Origin of the sequence: Georgenia sp. SUBG003, assembly GCF_000715355.2 — a bacterium.
Taxonomy (GTDB): Bacteria; Actinomycetota; Actinomycetes; order Actinomycetales; family Actinomycetaceae; genus Georgenia.
In genome coordinates, this window is the sequence record NZ_CP180204.1 from 3,170,042 (window position 1) to 3,189,007 (window position 18,966).

Sequence of the window (18,966 nt, forward strand, 5' to 3'; positions counted from 1 at the left end):
CTCAGGCCTGCGGCGGCAGGGCCGCGATCATCGGGTCGTCCTTGTCGATGACGCCCATCTTCGCGGCGCCGCCGGGGGACCCCAGGTCGTTGAAGAACTCGACGTTGGCGCGGTAGTAGTCGGACCAGATCGCCGGGGTGTCGTCCTCGTAGAAGATCGCCTCGACCGGGCACACCGGCTCGCACGCGCCGCAGTCGACGCACTCGTCGGGGTGGATGTACAGCATCCGCTTGCCCTCGTAGATGCAGTCGACCGGACATTCGTCGACGCACGCCCGGTCCTTGACGTCCACGCAGGGCTGGGCGATGACGTAGGTCACGAGAGCTTCCTTTCCTCGCAGATGGCGCGGCGCCGGTCGGGCACCGTCCACCTAGTATCGCCCAGCCGGTCGAGGGGCACGACCAGGCGCCGTCTCGTGGGCAGCAGACCGGCGACGCACGCCTTCCCAGCGCCAGGCGGCGACGACGGCGAAGCGGGCCGTCGCTGCGCACGGCGGCAGGCTCCGTCCGCGACAGGCAGGATGGTCGCCATGAGCACCGACCTTCCCCCCCGAGCTGCCCTGGACGCGCTGGCGCGCGGGCGAGCGGGTGGTGGTGCGCTACCGCCAGTCCGGCGGCCTGCACGACGCCCTGGGCGAGCTCGTCGAGGTCGGCCGGGACGCCGTCGTCGTGCGGACCCGGCGCGGCGACGTCACCGTGCCGGCGACGGCGATGGTGACGGGGAAGAAGGTCCCGCCACCACCGACGTGAGCCCCGGCAGGGGCCGGTGCACCCCGGCCGGTGCGGCGGTACCGCCCGGCAAGGCTTGTGACCGTCACCCGTCGGAGGGCGGCTCCCCGCACACGACCTTGTTCCAGGGGGTGTAGGTCCACGTCCACGACTTGTCGTCGTGGAGGGCGCCGTCCCTGTACCGCTGCCGGTCCACGGTCACCGTGAAGCCGGGGTTGCCGCCGCTCTCCGGTGTGCAGTCGGGCGAGGGGTTGTAGACGGTCTTCGGCTCGACGATGTTGTACTTGTCCGAGGTGGAGGTCTCCACGTCCCAGACCTTGGTGCCCCACAGGCGCGAGTGCACCCGGTCACCGGTGACCCAGGACTGGACCAGCACCCCGTAGTCGGTGTTGTTGCGCCAGACCATGTCCGTGCTCGGCTCCCAGAGCGTGGCCTCCCGGCCCGCGGGGTACCGGTCGAACCAGCGGCTGTGCGGGGTGTGGGTGACGTCGTCCATGCCGGCGAGGAAGCCCACGTTGAACATGTTCGTCGAGAGCTGGGAGAGCCCGCCGCCGACCGCGGTGGAGACGAACCCGTCCTCGACGACGCCGGAGGAGACGTACCCGTTCGCGGCGGAGATGGGCCCGATGACGTCGAGGAGGGAGAACTCCTCCCCCGGCTTCACGAGCACGCCGGTGACCTTCTGGGCCCCGACCCTGAGGTTGGTGGTGCGGACCGGGTCGTAGGGCATCGGGGTGGAGAACTCCGCGATGACCTCCTTGACACCCAGCGCCTCGGCGTCGGCCGTGGTGAACTCCGGCTCCGCCGTCACGAGGGCGACCTCGGCCGTGCGGTCGCCGGACGTGCCGGCCGTGCGCACGGCCTCGGCGAGCTGGTCGGGGTCCAGGCCCTTGCCGGTCGTCGACGGCACGATCGTGGGCGTCCCGCCCTGGAGGACGATCTTCGCGTCCTCACCGGCGGCCTCGATCTCGGGATTGACCTCGGCGACGGCGCCGGCCAGGCCCGGTCCGTCGAGCTCGAGCGCGAGCGCGTCGCCCTGGGCGACGAACGTGGCGTTGGCAGCGAGCTGCTCGGGGCCCAGCTCGACGAGCGTGCCGTCCACGCTGACGGTGACCGGGGCTGAGACGAGAGGCTGGGCGAGGGAGGTGAGCGCCTCGTCGACGGCCTCCGCACCGACGGTCGGTGCGACCTCCTGGGTGGGCAGCTGGAGCGGGCGCTCGGCGGTGAGCCACGTCTGGGCCACCGACTCCACGGCGGCGTCGACGTCGACGGAGGTGCCCGCCTCGGGCTCGGTGACCTCCGGCGTGGCGCCGGCGAAGGTGATGGCCCCCTCGACCGGGGCGACGTCGAGCTCGGAGGCCGCCGTCTCCAGCGCGTCGCGCAGGGCGGCCTCGTCGACGGTCGAGCGCGGCTCGACGGCGCCCATCCCGAAGATCCTCCCCCACAGCACGCGCGGGTCGAGCGTGAAGCCCGTCAGGTCCTCGACGGTCGCGCCGGCGTCGAAGGTCAGCCCGACGGCCGCCGGGTCGATGCTGGAGTGCGCCTCGCCGACGGACACGGGGACCTGCTCGGCGGCCAGGGGCGCCAGCTCGCTCTCCAGGCGCGCGCGGGCGTCGGCCTGGGAGAGCCCGCCGACGGGAACGCCGGCGACCGTGGTCCCGGTGGGCGTCCGGTCGCCGAGGAACCAGGCGCCGGCACCGTAGACGACGGCGAGCAGAGCGACGACGACGAGCCCCACCAGGAGCCCGCGGCGGCCGCGGCGGGGCTCCTCGACGTCGAACTGGTCAAACGGCGAGGGCATCGGCAGATCCTTGGGCTCGCGCCGTCCGCACCCGGACCGCGCAGCGCGACGAGCGGTCGAGCCGCCCCGGGCCGGTAGGGCGAGCGGTCGAGCCGCCGCGGGCCGGTAGATGGACGGCGTCCGTCCCACGCCTCGGCGGCACCTATCCTGTCCGGGTGAGTATCGAGGCAACCCCGGAGGTCCTGGACGGTCTCCAGCGCTGGCGGGAGCTTCCCGCCGCGCAGCAGCCGTCGTGGCCGGACCGCGACGCCGTGGACCGCGTGTCGGAGGAGCTGCGCGGGTCCCCGCCGCTCGTGTTCGCCGGTGAGGCGGACAACCTGCGGGAGAAGCTGGCGATGGCCTCGCGCGGCGAGGCCTTCCTCCTCCAGGGCGGTGACTGTGCCGAGACGTTCGCCGAGTCGACCGCCGACCGCATCCGCAACAAGATCAAGACGATCCTCCAGATGGCCGCGGTGCTGACCTACGGCGCGAGCCTGCCGGTCATCAAGATGGGCCGGATGGCGGGGCAGTACGCGAAGCCGCGCAGCTCGGACTTCGAGACCCGCGACGGCGTCACCCTGCCCGCCTACCGAGGCGACGCCGTGAACGGCCACCCCTTCACCGAGGCGGACCGCACGCCGGACCCCCAGCGGCTTCTCGACGCGTACCACCGGTCGGCGACGACGATCAACCTCATCCGGGCCTTCACCAACGGCGGCTTCGCCGACCTGCGCCTCGTGCACGACTGGAACCGTGGCTTCACCGCAAACCCCTCCTACGCACGGTACGAGGTGCTCGCCGCCGAGATCGACCGGGCGATGCGCTTCATGCGTGCCGCCGGGGTCGACTTCGAGGCGCTCAAGACGGTCGAGTTCTACTCCTCCCACGAGGCGCTGCTCCTCGACTACGAGTCCGCCATGACGCGGATCGACTCACGTTCGGGCCGGCCGTACAACACCTCCGCCCACTTCCTCTGGATCGGCGAGCGCACCCGTCAGGTGGACGGCGCCCACGTGGACCTCCTCTCCCGCGTGCGAAACCCGATCGGGGTCAAGCTCGGCCCCACGACGACGGCGGACGACGCGCGGGCGCTGATGGACCGGCTCAACCCGGAGGGGGAGGCCGGCCGGCTGACCTTCATCACCCGGATGGGCGCGGGCCGGATCCGGGACGTCCTTCCCGGACTCGTGGAGAGCGTGACGTCGGACGGGCGCCCGGTCACGTGGGTGTGCGACCCGATGCACGGAAACACCATCACCTCGCCGTCCGGGTACAAGACGCGCGAGTTCGCGACCGTCCTGGACGAGGTGCACGGGTTCTTCGAGGTCCACCAGGCGCTCGGCACGGTGCCGGGAGGGCTGCACGTGGAACTCACCGGCGACGACGTCACCGAGGTCCTCGGCGGAAGCGAGGAGGTCGACGACGCCGCGCTGGCGCGCCGGTACGAGACCCTCGTGGACCCGCGGCTGAACCACCAGCAGTCGCTGGAGATGGCCTTCGACGTGGCCGAGATGCTGCGCGGACACTGACGGGGCCGCAGGGAACGAGAATCGTCAGCCGCAGGGGGACCGGTGGAGCACGACGGCGGGCACGGGCACGCCATGGGCGCGGGCATGGCGCCGGTACCGCGCCTGCCCGCGGACCGGTTCCTGCCGCCCGGCCAGCGTCCGGTCGCCGCGGCACCGGTGATGCACTACGGCCCGGTCCCGCGACGCCGCCCGGAGCGCTGGCGGCTCACGGTGGGCGGGGCGACGGCCGACGGCGCCGAGCACGAGCTCACGTTCGGGCAGGTGCTGGCGCTCACGCCGCTCGAGCTGGTCGCGGACCTGCACTGCGCGACCGGCTGGTCCTCCGTCGACGAGCGGTGGTCCGGCGTGGCCGCCCGTGACGTCGTCGAGGCGGCGCCGCCGCGCACGGACGTCGAGCACGTGCTGGTGTTCGCCGAGTACGGCTACGCGGCCACCGTGCGCCTGGAGGACCTCGTCTCCCCGCGCGCGGTCCTGGCGACCCACCGCGCGGGCGAGCCTCTCAGCGACGAGCACGGGGGGCCGCTGCGCCTCATCCTGCCCCACCTGTACTCGTGGAAGGGCCCGAAGTGGCTCCGGGGGTGGAACTACCTCACCGAGGTCGAGCGGGGCTTCTGGGAGGAACGCGGCTACCACCTGCGTGGAGACGCATGGCGTGAGGAGCGGTACTCCTACCAGGAGTGAGGTGCGGCCGCCAGGGTCACCCGGACCGGCGCGGGCCGTGCAGGAGCGGGTCAGACGACGGTCAGCGTGACCAGGCTCCCGCGCGGCAGCATCAGACCGGCACCGGGGTCCTGGGCGCGCACGGTGCCGAAGAACCCTCCGAGCACCTCCTCGACGTCGACGCGGAAGCCCGCGGCCTCCAGCGCGGCGGACGCCTCGTCGACCTGCCGGCCGACGACGTCGGGCACCTCGAACAGCTCGGGGCCGAGGGAGACGGTCAGGTTCACCGTGTCCCCGCGGTAGAAGAGCTGGGCGGAGCCGGCGGCGGGATCTTGGGAGATGACGGCGCCCTCGGGCACGGTGTCGTCGTGGGCCTCGGCGACGTCGCCGACCGTCAGGCCGGCTCCCTCGAGGGCTGCCACGGCGTCCCCACGCTGGCGCCCGGTCACGTCCGGCAGGTCGACCGGTTCCCGGCCGGCCGAGACGACGAGATCGACGGCGGTGTCGTGAGGCACCGACTCGCCCGCGGCCGGGGAGGAGGAGATCACGGCACCTTCTGGGACGGTGCCGTGGTACTCCTCGCTGGTCTCGCCGAGCGTGAGGCCCTCCGCCGCGAGCGCCTCGGTAGCCTCGGCGACCTCGGTGCCGGCCACCTCGGGCACGGTGAGCATGAGCACCCCGAGAGAGACCGAGATGCGGACGCGGCCGTTCTTGTGGACGTCGACGCCGGGTCCAGGGTCGGTGGAGATGACGGTGCCGGCGACGACGTCGTCGTGGTGCGTCCGGCTGACCACGGGCTCGAGGCCGGCGTCGCGGACCCCGGCGACGGCGGCGTCCTCCTCGAGGCGACGACCTCCGGCGTGGCGACGGTGGCGCCCGGACCGACCTGGAACCACCACAGCGCACCGGCGCCCGCAACGAGCAGGAGCGTCAGCAGGACCGCGAGCGCGCGGGGCCACGCACGGCGCCGCCGCGAAGGTCCCGCCCGTGGCGGCGCTGCGGGACGACCAGGCGATGCCGGAGCGCTCGCTGCGGCGCCGGGCGGTCGGCGGCTCGGTCCTCGCGCTCGCCGGCGTGGCCGGTGTGATCGCCGGGACCACGCAGGACGGCACGGCGTCCGCGACCCTGGTCGGGGCCGGGTCCCTGGCCCTGCTGGTGGCCGCGATCCTGCTCGGCCCGGTGCTGGCCGGCCCGTTCGTGCGGGCGGTCGGCGCGGTGCTGCCGCGGATCTCCGGACCGGCGGGGCGGCTCGCGCGGGACAACGCGCTGCGCAACCCGCGCCGCTCCGCGGCCACCGCCTCGGCGCTCATGGTCGGCGCGACCCTGGTCTCGGCGTTCAGCATCATCGGTGCGTCCGCCGACGAGTCGATCGGCACGACGGTGGACGAGACGCTGCAGGCCGACTTCATCGTCTCGACCTCGGTGGGGCAGCCGTTCTCGCCGGCCATCGCCGAGGAGATGCGGCAGATCGACGGGCTGGCCTCCGTCGGGGGTGTCCCGGCTGGCCTCGGCGCAGCTGGACGGGGAGGTCTCGACGTTCATGGCGGCCGACGAGGTGACCATGTCTAAGGGCATGGTGCTCGACATGGTCGACGGCGAGCCCACGGGCGGCATGCTCGTCGACACGGTCACCGCGGACGACCGCGGCTGGGACATCGGCCACGTCGTGCCGGCGGTGGGCGTCGACGGAAGCGAGCTGGAGCTCACCGTCGTGGGCACGTTCGAGGCGAACCCGGCGGTCGGCCCGATCGTGGTACCGCTGCCGGACGTGGAGAAGCTCGGCGGTGAGGCGCTCGACCGCTGGCTCTTCCTCGAGGTCGCCGAGGGCGCCGACGCGGAGGCCGTGCGCGACGCGGCCGAGGCGGTGCTGGTGGACTACCCCGTCGTGACCGTCAAGGACCCCGCCGAGTTCACGCAGGAGCAGCAGGCCCAGGTGGCGCAGATCCTCATGCTGATCAACGCGATGCTGGTGCTCTCGGTGCTCATCGCGGTGCTGGGCATCGTCAACACCCTGGCGCTGTCGGTGATGGAGCGCACCCGCGAGATCGGTCTGCTGAGGGCCGTGGGCATGTCGCGGCGGCAGCTGCGGCGTGCGGTGCGGCTCGAGGCGGTGCTGATCGCGCTGTTCGGCGCGACGGTGGGCCTGGCGCTCGGGTCGGCGTTCGGCACCAGCCTGATCTCGACGATGGACACGCAGGGCGTCACCGAGACGGCGGTGCCCGCGGTGCGGCTGGCCGGCCTGATCGTCATCGCCGGCGTGGTGGGTGTGCTGGCCGCGGTCTGGCCCGCCCGGCGCGCCGCCAGGATGCCGGTCCTGGAGGCCATCGCGACCGCGTGACGGCTGGTGCTGTCAGGTACCGGCTCACGACGGCAGGGGCGTCCCGCGTGCGGGGCGCCCCTTCCGGCTGCACCGCGTCCGTTCTGCTAGGCGAGCGGGAGGTGCGCGACGACCTCGGTGCCCGCGCCCGGCTCGGACGTCACCGTCAGGCTGCCTCCGCACAGCGTCATCCGTTCGCGCATGGTGCGCAGGCCGTGCCCCCCGCCGGCGCCCGTGGTGGGGGCGCCGCCGCGGCCGTCGTCCCGCACCGACAGCCTCAGCTCCGAGCCGCCAGTTCCGGGCAGCGAGCCACCGGTCCCGGACCGTGTCCCCCACCGGGGGGCGACGACGGTGAGCGAGATCGTGGCGCGCGCGGCCCCGGCGTGCTTCGCCGCGTTGTGGAGAGCCTCGCCGGCCACCCGCTCCAGGTGCTCGCAGGTCCGGCTGTCCAGCGAGGCGGCGCGCTGCGGCGCGAGGGGATCCACGTCGACGTCGACCTCGAGCCCGTGGCGCTGGCCCACCTCCGCCGCGAGCCTCCTCAGGTCGGCGACGAGGTCACGGGTGCCCGCGGCGGCCGGCCGGAGCTCCGCCAGCAGGGCCCGCATGTCGGTGATCGCCTGCTGGGAGACGTCCTTGAGGCTCGCGGCCGCCGCCTGCAGCAGCGCCGCGTTCTCCGTCTCCAGCGCCTTCTCGATGATCTCGGCCCGCTGCCGCAGCACGAAGAGCGCGTGGCTGACCGAGTCGTGCAGGTCCCGGCCGATGCGCAGGCGCTCGGCGGCCGCGGCGGTCGTCTCGGCGTGCGCCCGCAGGCGGGCCGAGGTCACGTGTGCAGGTGGTGCTCACCGAGGCGCGCGACGCGAGCGGCACCCGTGTGCCGGAGACGATCCTCGAGGGCAAGGGAGCCGCGCACGTGGGCACGGGCGGGCATGTCGTCGAGGCCACGTGGTCCAAGGCCGGCGAGCGCGAACCCCTGGTGCTCACCGACAGCAGCGGCCGGGCGGTGGAGCTCGCTCCCGGGTCGACCTGGATCGAGCTGGTTCCCGCAGCCGACGGGTCGGTCTCGATCGGGTAGCGGTTGCACGCTCGGCGTCTGGGCTGATCCGGTCCGGGGGATCGGCTGCCTCGCGGTCAGTGGTCGCCCGGGGCGGGCAGCTGGGCGGGTGACCGCTCAGTAGTAGTAGGGGAAGCCGGACCAGTCGGGGTCGCGGCGCTCGAGGAAGGCGTCCCGGCCCTCGACCGCCTCGTCCGTCATGTAGGCGAGGCGGGTGGCCTCGCCGGCGAAGACCTGCTGGCCGGCCATGCCGTCGTCGACGAGGCTTGAACGCGAACTTCAGCATCCGGACGCCTGCGGCGACTTCGTGGCGATGATGCGGGCGTACTCGAGCGCGAGGGGCTCGAGCTGGTCGTGGTCGCGACCTCGTTGACGACCCCCCACGCTCCGCGGTCTCCGCGTCGTACTCGCGGGCGAGGAAGAAGATCTCCCCGCCCCGGCCGGCGGTCGGCGGGCCGGCTCACCCGGCCCGCCGGCGCTGCGCTCAGGCCATGCGCTCGTACGCCGGCAGGGTGAGGAAGTCGGCGTACTCGTCGGCGACGGCGACCTCGAGGAAGGTCTGACGCGCCTCGTCGTAGTCGGCCGGGTCGCCGGGCAGCTTGGAGATCTCCTCGTCCACGATCCGGTCGATGAGCTCGCGGGTGACCCGGTGGCCGGTGTCCGCGAGGGTGACGTCGTTGTGCAGCCACTGCCACACCTGCGAGCGGGAGATCTCCGCCGTCGCTGCGTCCTCCATGAGGTTGAAGATGGCCACGGCGCCGAGTCCGCCGAGCCAGGCCCGCAGGTACTGGATGCCGACCGAGACGTTGTTGCGCAGCCCCGCCTCGGTGACGTCGCCCGGGGTGGAGGCGACGTCGAGGAGCTGGTCGGCGGTGACCTCGACGTCCTCGCGCCTGCGGTCGATCTGGTTGGGCCGGTCGCCGAGGACGGAGGTGAAGACCTCCTTGCACAGCTCGACCATTCCCGGGTGGGCCACCCAGGAGCCGTCGAAGCCGTCGTTCGCCTCCCGGGTCTTGTCCGCCCGCACCTTCTCGAAGGCGGCCCTGTTGACCTCCTCGTCCCTGCTCGGGATGAAGGCGGCCATCCCGCCGATCGCGTGGGCGCCGCGCCTGTGGCAGGTGCGCACGAGCAGCTCGGTGTAGGCGCGCATGAACGGCACGGTCATCGTCACGGCGTTGCGGTCGGGCAGCAGGAAGTCCTTGCCGCGCGTCCGGAAGGACTTGATGACCGAGAACATGTAGTCCCAGCGGCCGGCGTTCAGGCCGGCGGAGTGCTCACGCAGCTCGTAGAGGATCTCCTCCATCTCGAAGGCCGCCGGGTAGGTCTCGATCAGCACCGTCGCGCGGATCGTGCCGCGCGGGATGCCCAGAGCGTCCTGGGCGATGTTGAACGCGTCGTTCCACAGCCGCGCCTCGAGGTGGGACTCCATCTTCGGCAGGTAGAAGTAGGGACCGAGGCCCTTCTCGATCTGCCGCTGGCCCGCGGTGGCGATGTAGAGGGCGAAGTCGACCAGCGAGCCGGAGGTCTCCTGGCCGTCGACGAGGATGTGCTTCTCGGGCAGGTGCCAGCCCCGCGGGCGCACGATGATCGTGGCCAGCTCCTCGTCCGGCTTCAGCGCGTAGGTCTTGCCGTTCTCGGCGGTGAAGTCGATGGTGCGGTTGATCGCGTCGAGCAGGTTGAGCTGCCCGCCCACCACGGAGCTCCACTGCGGGGTGTTGGCGTCCTCGTGGTCCGCGAGCCACGCCTTCGCGCCGGAGTTCAGCGCGTTGATCGTCATCTTCTTGTCGGTCGGGCCCGTGATCTCCACGCGGCGGTCCACCAGGCCCGGGGCGGGCGGGGCGACCTGCCACGAGTCGTCCTCACGGATGTGGGCCGTCTCGGGCAGGAAGCCCAGCGTCCCTCCGTTCGCGAGGTCGGCGACCCGCCGGCGGCGCGCCTCGAGCAGCTCCAGGCGACGCTCGTCCAGCCGGCGGTGCAGCGTGGCGACCAGCTCGAGCGCGGTCGGGGTGAGCACCTCCTCGTACCGCTCGCCCATGTCGCCGGTGATCGTCAGGCCGTCCGGAGTTGCCACGTTGCGCTCCTTTTCACGATACGAAATGGAATCTCTCCCTGATGGAAGACTAGGTGAGCCGGTCGCGCCGGGTCAACGCGGCCGCACGTGGACAGGCGTAGGTGAGTAGGCGGCACGCACCGCACCGTCCGTGTCCACCACGAACGTCGAGCGGTGCACGCCTCGTAGGTGCGTCCGGCCCTCGTCCTCGGCGCCCCGTACGCCTCCGCCACGGAGTGGTCGGTGTCCGACGCGAGCGGGAAGGTCAGCTGCTCGCCGTCGGCGAAGGCGCGCGGATCCTGCAGGGGATCGGCCGAGACCCCGACGAGGGCGTAGCCCGCGCCTGCGGGCCGGGTGTTCGGTGGGGGCCAAGGTCGCTCAGGCCTCGCCGCGGCGGAGCAGGGTCCCCGCGGGCTCTGCGCCGATCTTCTGACCGCGCAGGAGCGTGCGGCGCACCACGCCCGCGAGCCGGCGCCCGGCGTAGGGCGTGACAGGGTTGCGGTGGTGCAGGGCGGCCACGTCGACCTCGAACTCCGCCTCGGGCGCCAGCACCGCCAGGTCCGCCTGCTTCCCGACGGCGATCGCCCCCTTGGTCCGCAGCCCCACCAGCTCCGCGGGCCCGGTGGACATCCACCGCACCACGTGCTCGAGCCCGACACCGCGCGCGCGTGCCTCCGTCCACACGGCGGCCAGCCCCAGCTGGACGGAGGCCACACCGCCCCCACGCCTCGCCGAAGTCGCCGGTGTCGAGGGCCTTGAGCTCGGGGGTCGACGGCGAGTGGTCCGTCACGACGATGTCGATCGTGCCGTCGAGCAGCCCCTGCCACAGCCCGTCGCGGTTGGCCTGGTCCCGGATGGGCGGGCAGCACTTGAACGCCGTCGCGCCGTCGGCGACCTCTTCCGCCGTCAGCGTGAGGTAGTGCGGGCAGGTCTCGACCGTCAGCCGCACCCCCTCGGCGCGGGCGGCGGCGATCATGGGGAGGGCGGCGGCGTCGGAGAGGTGCAGGACGTGGACCCGGGCCCCGGTTCGGCGCGCAGCCTCGATCACCGTGGCGATCGCACGCTCCTCCGCCTGGCGCGGGCGCGAGGCCAGGAAGTCTGCGTAGCGCCGGCCGTGGGCGTGGGGCGCCAAGCCGATGACGGCCGGGTCCTCGGCATGGATGATCATCAGGCCGTCGAACCGGGCGAGCTCGGCCAGGTCCCGCTCGAGCTCGTCGGGCGCGAGGTGGCCGAACTCGGGCACGCCGGAGTCGATGAGGAAGCACTTGAACCCGAGGACGCCTTCGTCGTGCAGGGGGCGCAGGTCAGCGGTGTTCCCTGGGACCGCGCCGCCCCAGAAGCCCACGTCCACGTAGACGGAGCCGCGCGCCTCGGCGCGCTTCGTCTCCAGCGCCGCCACGTCGGTGGTGGGGGGCACGGAGTTCAGCGGCATGTCGACGATCGTCGTCACCCCGCCCGCGGCGGCGGCCCGGGTGGCGGACTCGAAGCCCTCCCACTCGGTCCGGCCCGGCTGGTTGACGTGCACGTGGGAGTCCACCAGACCGGGCAGAAGCACCTCGTCCTCGGCGAGGTCGAGCACGGTGCCGGCGGCGAGGTCGGCGCCGAGCGGCTCGACGGCGGTGATGACGCCGTCGCGCACGCCGACCTCGACGGGGCGGACGCCGCCGGGCATGACGGCACGGGCGGCACGGACCACCAGGTCGTGCCGGACGGCGGCGTCGTCCCGCGGCCGCAGGGCGGTCAGGTCGGAGGTGTTCACGAGTCCACCGTCTCGTGCTGGGAGGCGAGGCGCTGCGCGGCGATCTGCGCCGCGAGCCGCTCGAGGAGCTCGCCGGCGTGGGTGATGCAGCGCGCCACGTCCGGCTCGATGTCGGTGAGGGCATGCACGGCCTCGATGCCGGCGTCCCGGGCCTGCCGGTCGGTCAGCGTCGTGCGTCCGCACACCGCGACGGTCGGGACGGCGCGGGCCGCCGCGGCCTCGGCGACGCCCATGGGGGTCTTCCCGGCCAGCGACTGCTCGTCGAGACTGCCCTCGCCCGTCACGACGAGGTCGACGCCGTCGAGGCGGCGGTCGAAGCCGGTGAGGTCGAGGACGACCTCGATCCCGGCGCGGCGCGTCGCGCCCAGGAGCAGGCAGGCGTAGCCCACTCCCCCGGCCGCACCCGCACCGGCCGCGAGCGCGGCGACGGCGATGTCGGCACCGGCCAGCAGGGCACGCTCGTGGGCGACGGCCGCCAGGTTCGGGGCGCCCCGCCGCACGGTGTCGCCGTCGATGAGGTCGTCGTGGAGGAGGAACGCCCCGTGGAGCATCTCCACCCCGGCGGCCGCGCGCACGGCGGCGTCGTCGCGGGCGCCGCCGAACGCCTCGTGGGTGCGCAGGAGGAGCTGCGCGCGCAGGTGCTTGCCGCCGTCGACGAGCCGGCCGATCTCGTCCCAGACCAGGCGTCCCCAGTCGCCCGCCTCGTCGGACTCGCGGCGCACGAGAATCTCCTGGGCGAGGAGGGCCCGCACGCGCGCGGGGGCCTCGGCCGAGCCGTGACCGGGGACGGCCGGCGCGGAGCCGCAGGTCACGGAGGCGTGCTCGTCGGTGTGCACCTGCCCAGTGAAGCACATACCCCGCAGGTGGCGACAGAAGTGTGTCTCAGGTCCGGACACATTTGTTTGACACTCGACGTAAGTGGACTACCGTCACGTGCATGCTCGATGACGACATTCGGACGACGACGTCTTCCACCATCCTCGCCGACGGCGACGGGGAACCCGCACGGCGCACCGGCGTGTGGTTCGTCGGCGGACGCGGGTCGGTCGCGACGACCGCGACCCTGGGCCTGCACGCGGTCCGCCGCGGACTCGCCCCGGACACCGGTCTCGTCTCCCAGCTCGAGGAGATCGCCCAGGCAGGGCTCGTCGGCCTCGACGACCTCGTCGTCGGGGGGCACGACGTCGGGACGCACAGCCTCGCCGACCGGGCGAGCGAGCTCGCCGCGGGCGGGGTATTCCACCCGGCGCTCGTCGCCGCGCTCCGCGACGAGCTCGACGACGCGGACCGCCGCATCCGGCCGGGCGTCCACGCCGGCGGCAACCAGCGCGAGGCGGCCGACCGCATCGAGCAGGACCTCACGACGTTCCGGGAGGAGCACGGCCTGGCCCGCGTCGTCGTCGTCGACGTCTCGAGCACGGAGCCGCCCCGTGCCGGACCACCCGGCGCTGCACGACCTCGACCGGCTCGAGCAGGAGCTCGACGCGGGGCGCGCGCCGCTGCCGCCGAGCTCGCTCTACTCCTACGCCGCCTTCCGGGCGGGCTGCCCGGTCGTCGCGTTCACCCCGAGCACCGGCCCGAACGTCCCGGCCCTGGCGGACCTGGCCAAGCAGCAGGAGGTGCCCTGGGCCGGCCGCGACGGCAAGACCGGCGAGACGCTCGTGAAGTCCGCCCTCGCGCCGCTCTTCGCCCGCCGCGCCCTGCACGTGCGCTCCTGGTCGGCGATGAACATTCTCGGCGGAGGGGACGGCCGCACGCTCGCGGAGCCCGCGGCCGCCGTCAGCAAGACGACGACGAAGGCGCTGACCGTCCAGTCGATCGTCGGGTACCCGGTCGAGGGTCCGGTGCGCATCGACTACGTCGAGGACCTCGGCGACTGGAAGACCGCCTGGGACAACATCACCTTCGACGGGTTCCTCGGGACCCGGATGACGATGCAGTTCACGTGGCAGGGGTGCGACTCCGCCCTGGCCGCACCGCTCGTCCTCGACCTCGCCCGGCTCATGGCCCGCGCCCACGAGGTGGGCGAGAGCGGACCCCTGGCACCGCTGGGGTTCTTCTTCAAGGAGCCGATCGGGGCGAGCAGCCACGCCCTGGACGAGCAGTGGGCCACGCTCGCCCGGTGGTGCGCGCGCCTGGCGCCGGCGTCGTGAGCACCGCCCGGGACCTCGCGGAGCTCGTCCGGCTGCCGGCCGCGCTGTCGGTGCCCGGGGACACCCTCGCCGGGGGCGCCGCCGCTCGCTGGCCGCTCGGGCACCGGCTCGCCGAGGTGGCACGGGAGATCGAGGGGCTGGGCCGGCGTGCGGTCGTCGCGGTCACCGACGTCACCGACGCGGCGGCCGTCGACGCGGCGGTGGCCGACGTGGAGGAGCGGCTCGGCTCCGTCGACCTGCTCGTGAACAACGCAGGCCGCATCGACGCCGAGGTCCCGCTCTGGGAGGCCGACCGTGACGAGTGGTGGTCGGTGATGGAGACCAACGTGCGCGGGCCGTTCCTCCTCGCGCGCGCCGTCGTCCCCGGCATGCTCGCGCGCGGCGGCGGCCGGGTGATCGATCTCAGCTCCGGCGCGGGGACCCGCGACAGCGCCGACGCCTCCGCGTACTACGCCTCCAAGACGGCGCTGTTCCGCATCGGCGGCGCGCTGCACGAAGCAGGTTTCGACCGGGGGCTGCGCGCCTTCGAGCTCGCACCGGGCGTCGTCGTCACGGACATGACACGGTCCATGCGCAGCCACGAGAACCGCACCGAGTGGACGGACGTCGCCGACGTCGTCGAGCTGGCCGTGACGATCGCCCGCGGCGGGCTCGACGAGCTCTCCGGTCGTTACCTCCGGGCCGGGACGGACACGCCCGCCTCGCTGCGGTTCCAGCTCGGCAGGGGAGAGCCCGAGGACGTGGTGAGGCGGCTGCGCGTCGCCGACTGGCCCGGCTGACGCCTGCGACCGAGGCCCCCGCGGTCCGACCCCCTCCCGTGGCGCCGGGCCGCGTTCTATCGTTCGACGATGCCCCTGCACGTCGTCCTCGCCACGCTCGGGAGCGCCGGCGACGTGCTGCCGTTCGTGGCGGTGGGGAGCGAGCTCAGGTCGCGCGGGCACCGGGTCTCGGTCACGGCCAACCCGGCCTTCCGCGGGCTCGTCGAGTCGGCGGGCCTGGAGCTCGTGGCGACGGGGACGGTCGCCGACTTCGAGCGCGTGACGGCCGACCCGCGGCTGTGGAGCCCGACCCGGTCCTTCCGCACGGTCATGGACCAGGCCGCCGTTCCCGCGATGCGGCCCGTGTACGACTACCTTGCCGGGCTGGACCCGGCGCGGACCGTGGTGGCAGCGTCCCTGCTCGCGTTCGGGGCGCGCGTCGCCCACGAGCGCCACGGCCACCCGCTGGTCGGCGTGCACCTGCAGCCCGCGACCTTCCTCAGCGCCTACGACAACGCCGAGCTCGGTCTCGTCCGCGCCCCCTCGTGGCTGCCCCGACGGGTCCACGCCGCCCGCCTCGCGGGTGTGGACCGCTGGTTGTCGGACCCCGTGCTCGCCCCACCACTCAACGCCTTCCGGTGCGGCCTCGGGCTGCCGCCGGTGCACCGGGTCTTCGGCCGCTGGGCACCGTCGCCGCAGGTGAACCTCGGGCTCTTCCCCGACTGGTTCGCGCCCGTGCGCCCCGACTGGCCGGTCAACATGCGGCTGACCGGGTTCGTCCCGGCCGGGGACGAGGGGAGCGGCCCGGGAGCGAGCGAGCTTCCGACGGCGGTCGAGGCGTTCCTCGCCGCCGGCCGGCCGCCCGTCGTGGTCACCTTCGGCTCGGCCATGCGCCACGCCCGCCCGCTCTTCTCCGCCGCCGTCGAGGCCGGCCGGCGGCGTGGACGCCGGACGATCCTGCTCACCCGGTTCCGCGACCAGGTGCCGGACCCTCTGCCCGACGACGTCCTGCACGTGGACTGGGTGTCGATGGCCGGGCTGCTGCCGCGCGTGGCCGCCGTCGTGCACCACGGCGGCATCGGCACCGTCGCGCAGGTGCTCCGGGCCGGCGTGCCGCACCTGGTGGTGCCGTTCGCGCACGACCAGCCCGACAACGCCAACCGGCTCGTGCGCCTCGGGGTCGCCGAACGCCTCGGTCCGCGCCGGTTCACGGCGAGCGCACTCACGGAATATCTCTTCCTGCGGGTACTGCAGATGTTTCCACTTCCCCGCGTTCCCCCCCACACGCCCTATATATTCAGGCGCGGGTAACCCAGACATGACTCTGGCCCGGGTTTCCCCCATTCGGACACCCCTCGGATCACAGCTCGTTTGCCAGCTCCCCCGAGGCTTATCGCAGGCTACAACGTCCTTCTTCGGCTCCCTGGTGCCAAGGCATCCACCGAATGCTCTTAAAAAAAACTTGACCCACAAAAAAAGATCAAAAGATGCTCGCGTCCACTGTACAGTTCTCAAGCTACGCACCGACTCCCCGCCCCGCACCCACCGGGAACGGCGGAACGGACCAGGAAGCGGCCACCAGAGCAAACCGGCCACCCACCACCCCACCCGCCCCACCCCCGAAAGGGGCACGACGGTCACGGGGCCGCGGGGCCTGTTCCCTCAGGACCCAACAGCATGCACAAGCTCTTGACGTTCCACCCGTGAGCGAACCACCCCGGACACCCTCGGCCCGGGCGCGGCCACCTGCACACCCCCTCAACCCGTACGAAGACGGCGGGGGCGTGAGTGAGCTCCTTAGAAAGGAGGTGATCCAGCCGCACCTTCCGGTACGGCTACCTTGTTACGACTTCGTCCCAATCGCCAGTCCCACCTTCGACGGCTCCCCCCACAAGGGTTGGGCCACCGGCTTCGGGTGTTACCGACTTTCGTGACGTGACGGGCGGTGTGTACAAGGCCCGAGAACGTATTCACCGCAGCGTTGCTGATCTGCGATTACTAGCGACTCCGACTTCATGGGGTCGAGTTGCAGACCCCAATCCGAACTGAGACCGGCTTTTTGGGATTCGCTCCACCTTACGGCATCGCCGCCCTTTGTACCGGCCATTGTAGCATGCGTGAAGCCCAAGACATAAGGGGCATGATGATTTGACGTCATCCCCACCTTCCTCCGAGTTGACCCCGGCAGTCTCCCATGAGTCCCCGGCATAACCCGCTGGCAACACAGGACAAGGGTTGCGCTCGTTGCGGGACTAACCCAACATCTCACGACACGAGCTGACGACAACCATGCACCACCTGTACACCGACCTTGCGGGGCGCCCATCTCTGGACGTTCCGGTGTATGTCAAGCCTTGGTAAGGTTCTTCGCGTTGCATCGAATTAATCCGCATGCTCCGCCGCTTGTGCGGGCCCCCGTCAATTCCTTTGAGTTTTAGCCTTGCGGCCGTACTCCCCAGGCGGGGCACTTAATGCGTTAGCTGCGGCACGGAACCCGTGGAATGGGTCCCACACCTAGTGCCCAACGTTTACGGCATGGACTACCAGGGTATCTAATCCTGTTCGCTCCCCATGCTTTCGCTCCTCAGCGTCAGTAACGGCCCAGAGACCCGCCTTCGCCACCGGTGTTCCTCCTGATATCTGCGCATTCCACCGCTACACCAGGAATTCCAGTCTCCCCTACCGCACTCTAGTCTGCCCGTACCCACTGCAGGCGCGGGGTTGAGCCCCGCGTTTTCACAGCAGACGCGACAGACCGCCTACGAGCTCTTTACGCCCAATAATTCCGGACAACGCTTGCGCCCTACGTATTACCGCGGCTGCTGGCACGTAGTTAGCCGGCGCTTCTTCTGCAGGTACCGTCACCCCGAGAGGCTTCTTCCCTACTGAAAGAGGTTTACAACCCGAAGGCCGTCATCCCTCACGCGGCGTCGCTGCATCAGGCTTGCGCCCATTGTGCAATATTCCCCCACTGCTGCCTCCCGTAGGAGTCTGGGCCGTGTCTCAGTCCCAGTGTGGCCGGTCACCCTCTCAGGCCGGCTACCCGTCGTCGCCTTGGTAGGCCATCACCCCACCAACAAGCTGATAGGCCGCGAGCCCATCCCCCGACCGACACAGTCTTTCCACACCCCACCATGCGGCAGGGGCGTCATATCCGGTATTAGCCACGATTTCTCGCGGTTATCCCGAAGTCGGGGGGCAGGTTACTCACGTGTTACTCACCCGTTCGCCACTAATCAGACCCGGGCAAGCCCGGGCCCTCATCGTTCGACTTGCATGTGTTAAGCACGCCGCCAGCGTTCGTCCTGAGCCAGGATCAAACTCTCCGTTAAAAAACACACGCCGAACCAACACCCCAAAGGGCACGGCCGACAATCCATACGGAGAACCCCCACCCCCACCAACCGGCAGGACCAGGGCCAATCCAGGCCAACGCACCCGCCCGACAGGCAGGACCAGGCACGACAACCAAAACAAAACAAAACCCCAGGCACCACGACACACCAACCACGAGGCCGGCCGCCACGACACCCAGAATTCAAATGGCATCAAAAAACTTGGCACACTGTTGAGTTCTCAAAGAACAGACACACACCGGAGACAGAACCCGAAACAATTCCCGCTCTCGGACCCCCTCCGGGGCAACCTCTCAAACCTAACCCGTCCGAACCCGCCCCCCGCAAATCCCCCCGGAGTAATCCAGGACACATTCACCAGGACAAAGAATTCGACACAGGCACCCGGCCCCCGCGCAGCACGAAACCACACTCAGAACCAGGACTCCCCCCCGGGACCGGCCACCCTCACGGTGTCCGTGCCTCCCTGGCAGGGCCCACCAATACTACACAGCCCCCCGAACCCACGATCAACCCCCCCACCCATGACCCCCCATCACACAAATCGGAGCGCCCGGCCTCCTTCCGTACGCTGCCCGACCGCAAGCCCCCGTCGTGGCAGCTGTGCGGCCGAGAGCCGGGCATCCGCGCGGGCTCCACTTCACAGCCAGGGCCGGGCATTCGCGCGGGCATCGCTGCACAACCGCCCCCACGGGCATCACTGCACAGCCGGCCACGGCGACGTGCGTCCACGGCCGTCGGCCGGCACCACAGCATGTCGACGCCGTGGCGCTTCAGCACCTCGACGCTGACGCGCGGATGAACACCGACAGTCTCTGTACCGGT

Annotated in this window: 15 protein-coding genes, 1 rRNA gene, 4 pseudogenes and 1 other annotated feature; of the genes and pseudogenes, 10 read left to right on the plus strand and 10 right to left on the minus strand. The window is 71.8% G+C overall.

Annotated elements, in window-relative coordinates:
* Position 1: 1 nt before the first annotated feature.
* The gene (gene fdxA / locus DA06_RS16400) at positions 2-319 is read right to left on the minus strand and encodes a ferredoxin (protein WP_043502049.1); all 318 of its coding nucleotides are present in this window, start codon (positions 317-319) and stop codon (positions 2-4) included.
* Between the two features lie 268 nt (positions 320-587).
* Between fdxA and DA06_RS16405 the strand changes: the two genes are divergently transcribed.
* Positions 588-749 (plus strand): hypothetical protein, encoded by a 162-nt coding sequence (locus tag DA06_RS16405; RefSeq protein WP_418605492.1) that lies wholly within the window; start codon positions 588-590, stop codon positions 747-749.
* A gap of 64 nt (positions 750-813) precedes the next feature.
* Here DA06_RS16405 and DA06_RS16410 read toward each other — a convergent pair whose 3' ends face one another.
* A complete protein-coding gene (locus tag DA06_RS16410; protein ID WP_052436860.1) occupies positions 814-2,529 on the minus strand; it encodes a VanW family protein in 1,716 nt (571 codons plus the stop codon).
* 155 nt (positions 2,530-2,684) lie between these two features.
* On the opposite strand from DA06_RS16410, the gene DA06_RS16415 reads away from it, so the two are divergent.
* Positions 2,685-4,037, plus strand: coding sequence for a class II 3-deoxy-7-phosphoheptulonate synthase (locus tag DA06_RS16415; RefSeq protein ID WP_043502055.1), 1,353 nt, complete (start codon positions 2,685-2,687; stop codon positions 4,035-4,037).
* Positions 4,038-4,079: 42 nt separating this feature from the next.
* Positions 4,080-4,718: a molybdopterin-dependent oxidoreductase gene (locus DA06_RS16420; protein ID WP_418605493.1), complete on the plus strand. Its 639-nt coding sequence runs from the start codon at positions 4,080-4,082 to the stop codon at positions 4,716-4,718.
* Between the two features lie 50 nt (positions 4,719-4,768).
* On the opposite strand, the gene DA06_RS16425 is transcribed toward DA06_RS16420, so the two are convergent.
* Complete coding sequence (locus DA06_RS16425) at positions 4,769-5,593, minus strand: PASTA domain-containing protein (RefSeq protein ID WP_418605494.1); 825 nt, start codon at positions 5,591-5,593, stop codon at positions 4,769-4,771.
* A 91-nt stretch (positions 5,594-5,684) separates the two neighbouring features.
* On the opposite strand from DA06_RS16425, the gene DA06_RS16430 reads away from it, so the two are divergent.
* Together DA06_RS16430 and DA06_RS16435 are read left to right on the plus strand one after the other, a co-directional pair.
* On the plus strand, positions 5,685-6,266 hold the full coding sequence (locus tag DA06_RS16430) for a hypothetical protein (RefSeq protein WP_418605496.1): 582 nt from the start codon (positions 5,685-5,687) through the stop codon (positions 6,264-6,266).
* On the plus strand, positions 6,238-7,035 hold the full coding sequence (locus DA06_RS16435) for an ABC transporter permease (RefSeq protein WP_418605497.1): 798 nt from the start codon (positions 6,238-6,240) through the stop codon (positions 7,033-7,035). Before DA06_RS16430 ends, DA06_RS16435 begins: the two co-directional genes overlap by 29 nt.
* Positions 7,036-7,121: 86 nt before the next feature.
* On the opposite strand, the gene DA06_RS16440 is transcribed toward DA06_RS16435, so the two are convergent.
* Positions 7,122-7,838, minus strand: coding sequence for a sensor histidine kinase (locus tag DA06_RS16440; RefSeq protein WP_418605498.1), 717 nt, complete (start codon positions 7,836-7,838; stop codon positions 7,122-7,124).
* A gap of 8 nt (positions 7,839-7,846) precedes the next feature.
* On the opposite strand from DA06_RS16440, the gene DA06_RS16445 reads away from it, so the two are divergent.
* A complete protein-coding gene (locus tag DA06_RS16445; protein WP_418605499.1) occupies positions 7,847-8,086 on the plus strand; it encodes a DUF3048 C-terminal domain-containing protein in 240 nt (79 codons plus the stop codon).
* Positions 8,087-8,182: 96 nt separating this feature from the next.
* Here DA06_RS16445 and DA06_RS16450 read toward each other — a convergent pair.
* From DA06_RS16450 to DA06_RS16470, 5 genes and pseudogenes are all read right to left on the minus strand, one after another.
* Positions 8,183-8,504 (minus strand): annotated as a pseudogene (locus DA06_RS16450) (enoyl-CoA hydratase-related protein); the annotation flags it as partial.
* A gap of 45 nt (positions 8,505-8,549) precedes the next feature.
* On the minus strand, positions 8,550-10,100 hold the full coding sequence (aceB, locus tag DA06_RS16455; protein WP_052436865.1) for a malate synthase A: 1,551 nt from the start codon (positions 10,098-10,100) through the stop codon (positions 8,550-8,552).
* Positions 10,101-10,114: 14 nt separating this feature from the next.
* Positions 10,115-10,609 (minus strand): peroxiredoxin family protein, encoded by a 495-nt coding sequence (locus DA06_RS16460; protein ID WP_418608060.1) that lies wholly within the window; start codon positions 10,607-10,609, stop codon positions 10,115-10,117.
* Positions 10,494-11,787 (minus strand): annotated as a pseudogene (allB, locus tag DA06_RS16465) (allantoinase AllB). The gene DA06_RS16460 and the pseudogene allB overlap by 116 nt, the downstream one beginning before the upstream one ends.
* Before the next feature lie 83 nt (positions 11,788-11,870).
* Entirely contained in the window at positions 11,871-12,710 is an 840-nt protein-coding gene (locus tag DA06_RS16470) for a glycerate kinase (protein ID WP_418608061.1), read from the minus strand.
* A gap of 101 nt (positions 12,711-12,811) precedes the next feature.
* Between DA06_RS16470 and DA06_RS16475 the strand changes: the two are divergent.
* The 4 genes and pseudogenes from DA06_RS16475 to DA06_RS16490 form a co-directional block, all read left to right on the plus strand.
* Positions 12,812-13,243 (plus strand): annotated as a pseudogene (locus DA06_RS16475) (inositol-3-phosphate synthase); the annotation flags it as partial.
* Positions 13,244-13,304: 61 nt separating this feature from the next.
* A complete protein-coding gene (locus DA06_RS16480) occupies positions 13,305-14,027 on the plus strand; it encodes an inositol-3-phosphate synthase (RefSeq protein WP_418608063.1) in 723 nt (240 codons plus the stop codon).
* Positions 14,024-14,806 (plus strand): SDR family oxidoreductase, encoded by a 783-nt coding sequence (locus DA06_RS16485; RefSeq protein ID WP_418608064.1) that lies wholly within the window; start codon positions 14,024-14,026, stop codon positions 14,804-14,806. Before DA06_RS16480 ends, DA06_RS16485 begins: the two co-directional genes overlap by 4 nt.
* A 69-nt stretch (positions 14,807-14,875) precedes the next feature.
* Positions 14,876-16,006: pseudogene (locus DA06_RS16490) on the plus strand (glycosyltransferase); the annotation flags it as partial.
* A gap of 1 nt (position 16,007) precedes the next feature.
* Positions 16,008-16,204 (minus strand) — a sequence feature (23S ribosomal RNA rRNA prediction is too short).
* A gap of 382 nt (positions 16,205-16,586) precedes the next feature.
* Here the strand turns inward: DA06_RS16490 and DA06_RS16495 are convergent.
* A 16S ribosomal RNA gene (locus tag DA06_RS16495) occupies positions 16,587-18,117 on the minus strand.
* Between the last annotated feature and the right edge of the window lie 849 nt (positions 18,118-18,966).

What these genes read in the sequence shown, in the direction of transcription:
- DA06_RS16410 (WP_052436860.1), bottom strand. Translation starts at nt 2,529, where the DNA reads ATGCCCTCGCCGTTTGACCAGTTCGACGTCGAGGAGCCCCGCCGCGGC.
- DA06_RS16435 (WP_418605497.1), top strand. Translation starts at nt 6,238, where the DNA reads ATGGCGGCCGACGAGGTGACCATGTCTAAGGGCATGGTGCTCGACATG.
- aceB (WP_052436865.1), bottom strand. Translation starts at nt 10,100, where the DNA reads ATGGGCGAGCGGTACGAGGAGGTGCTCACCCCGACCGCGCTCGAGCTG.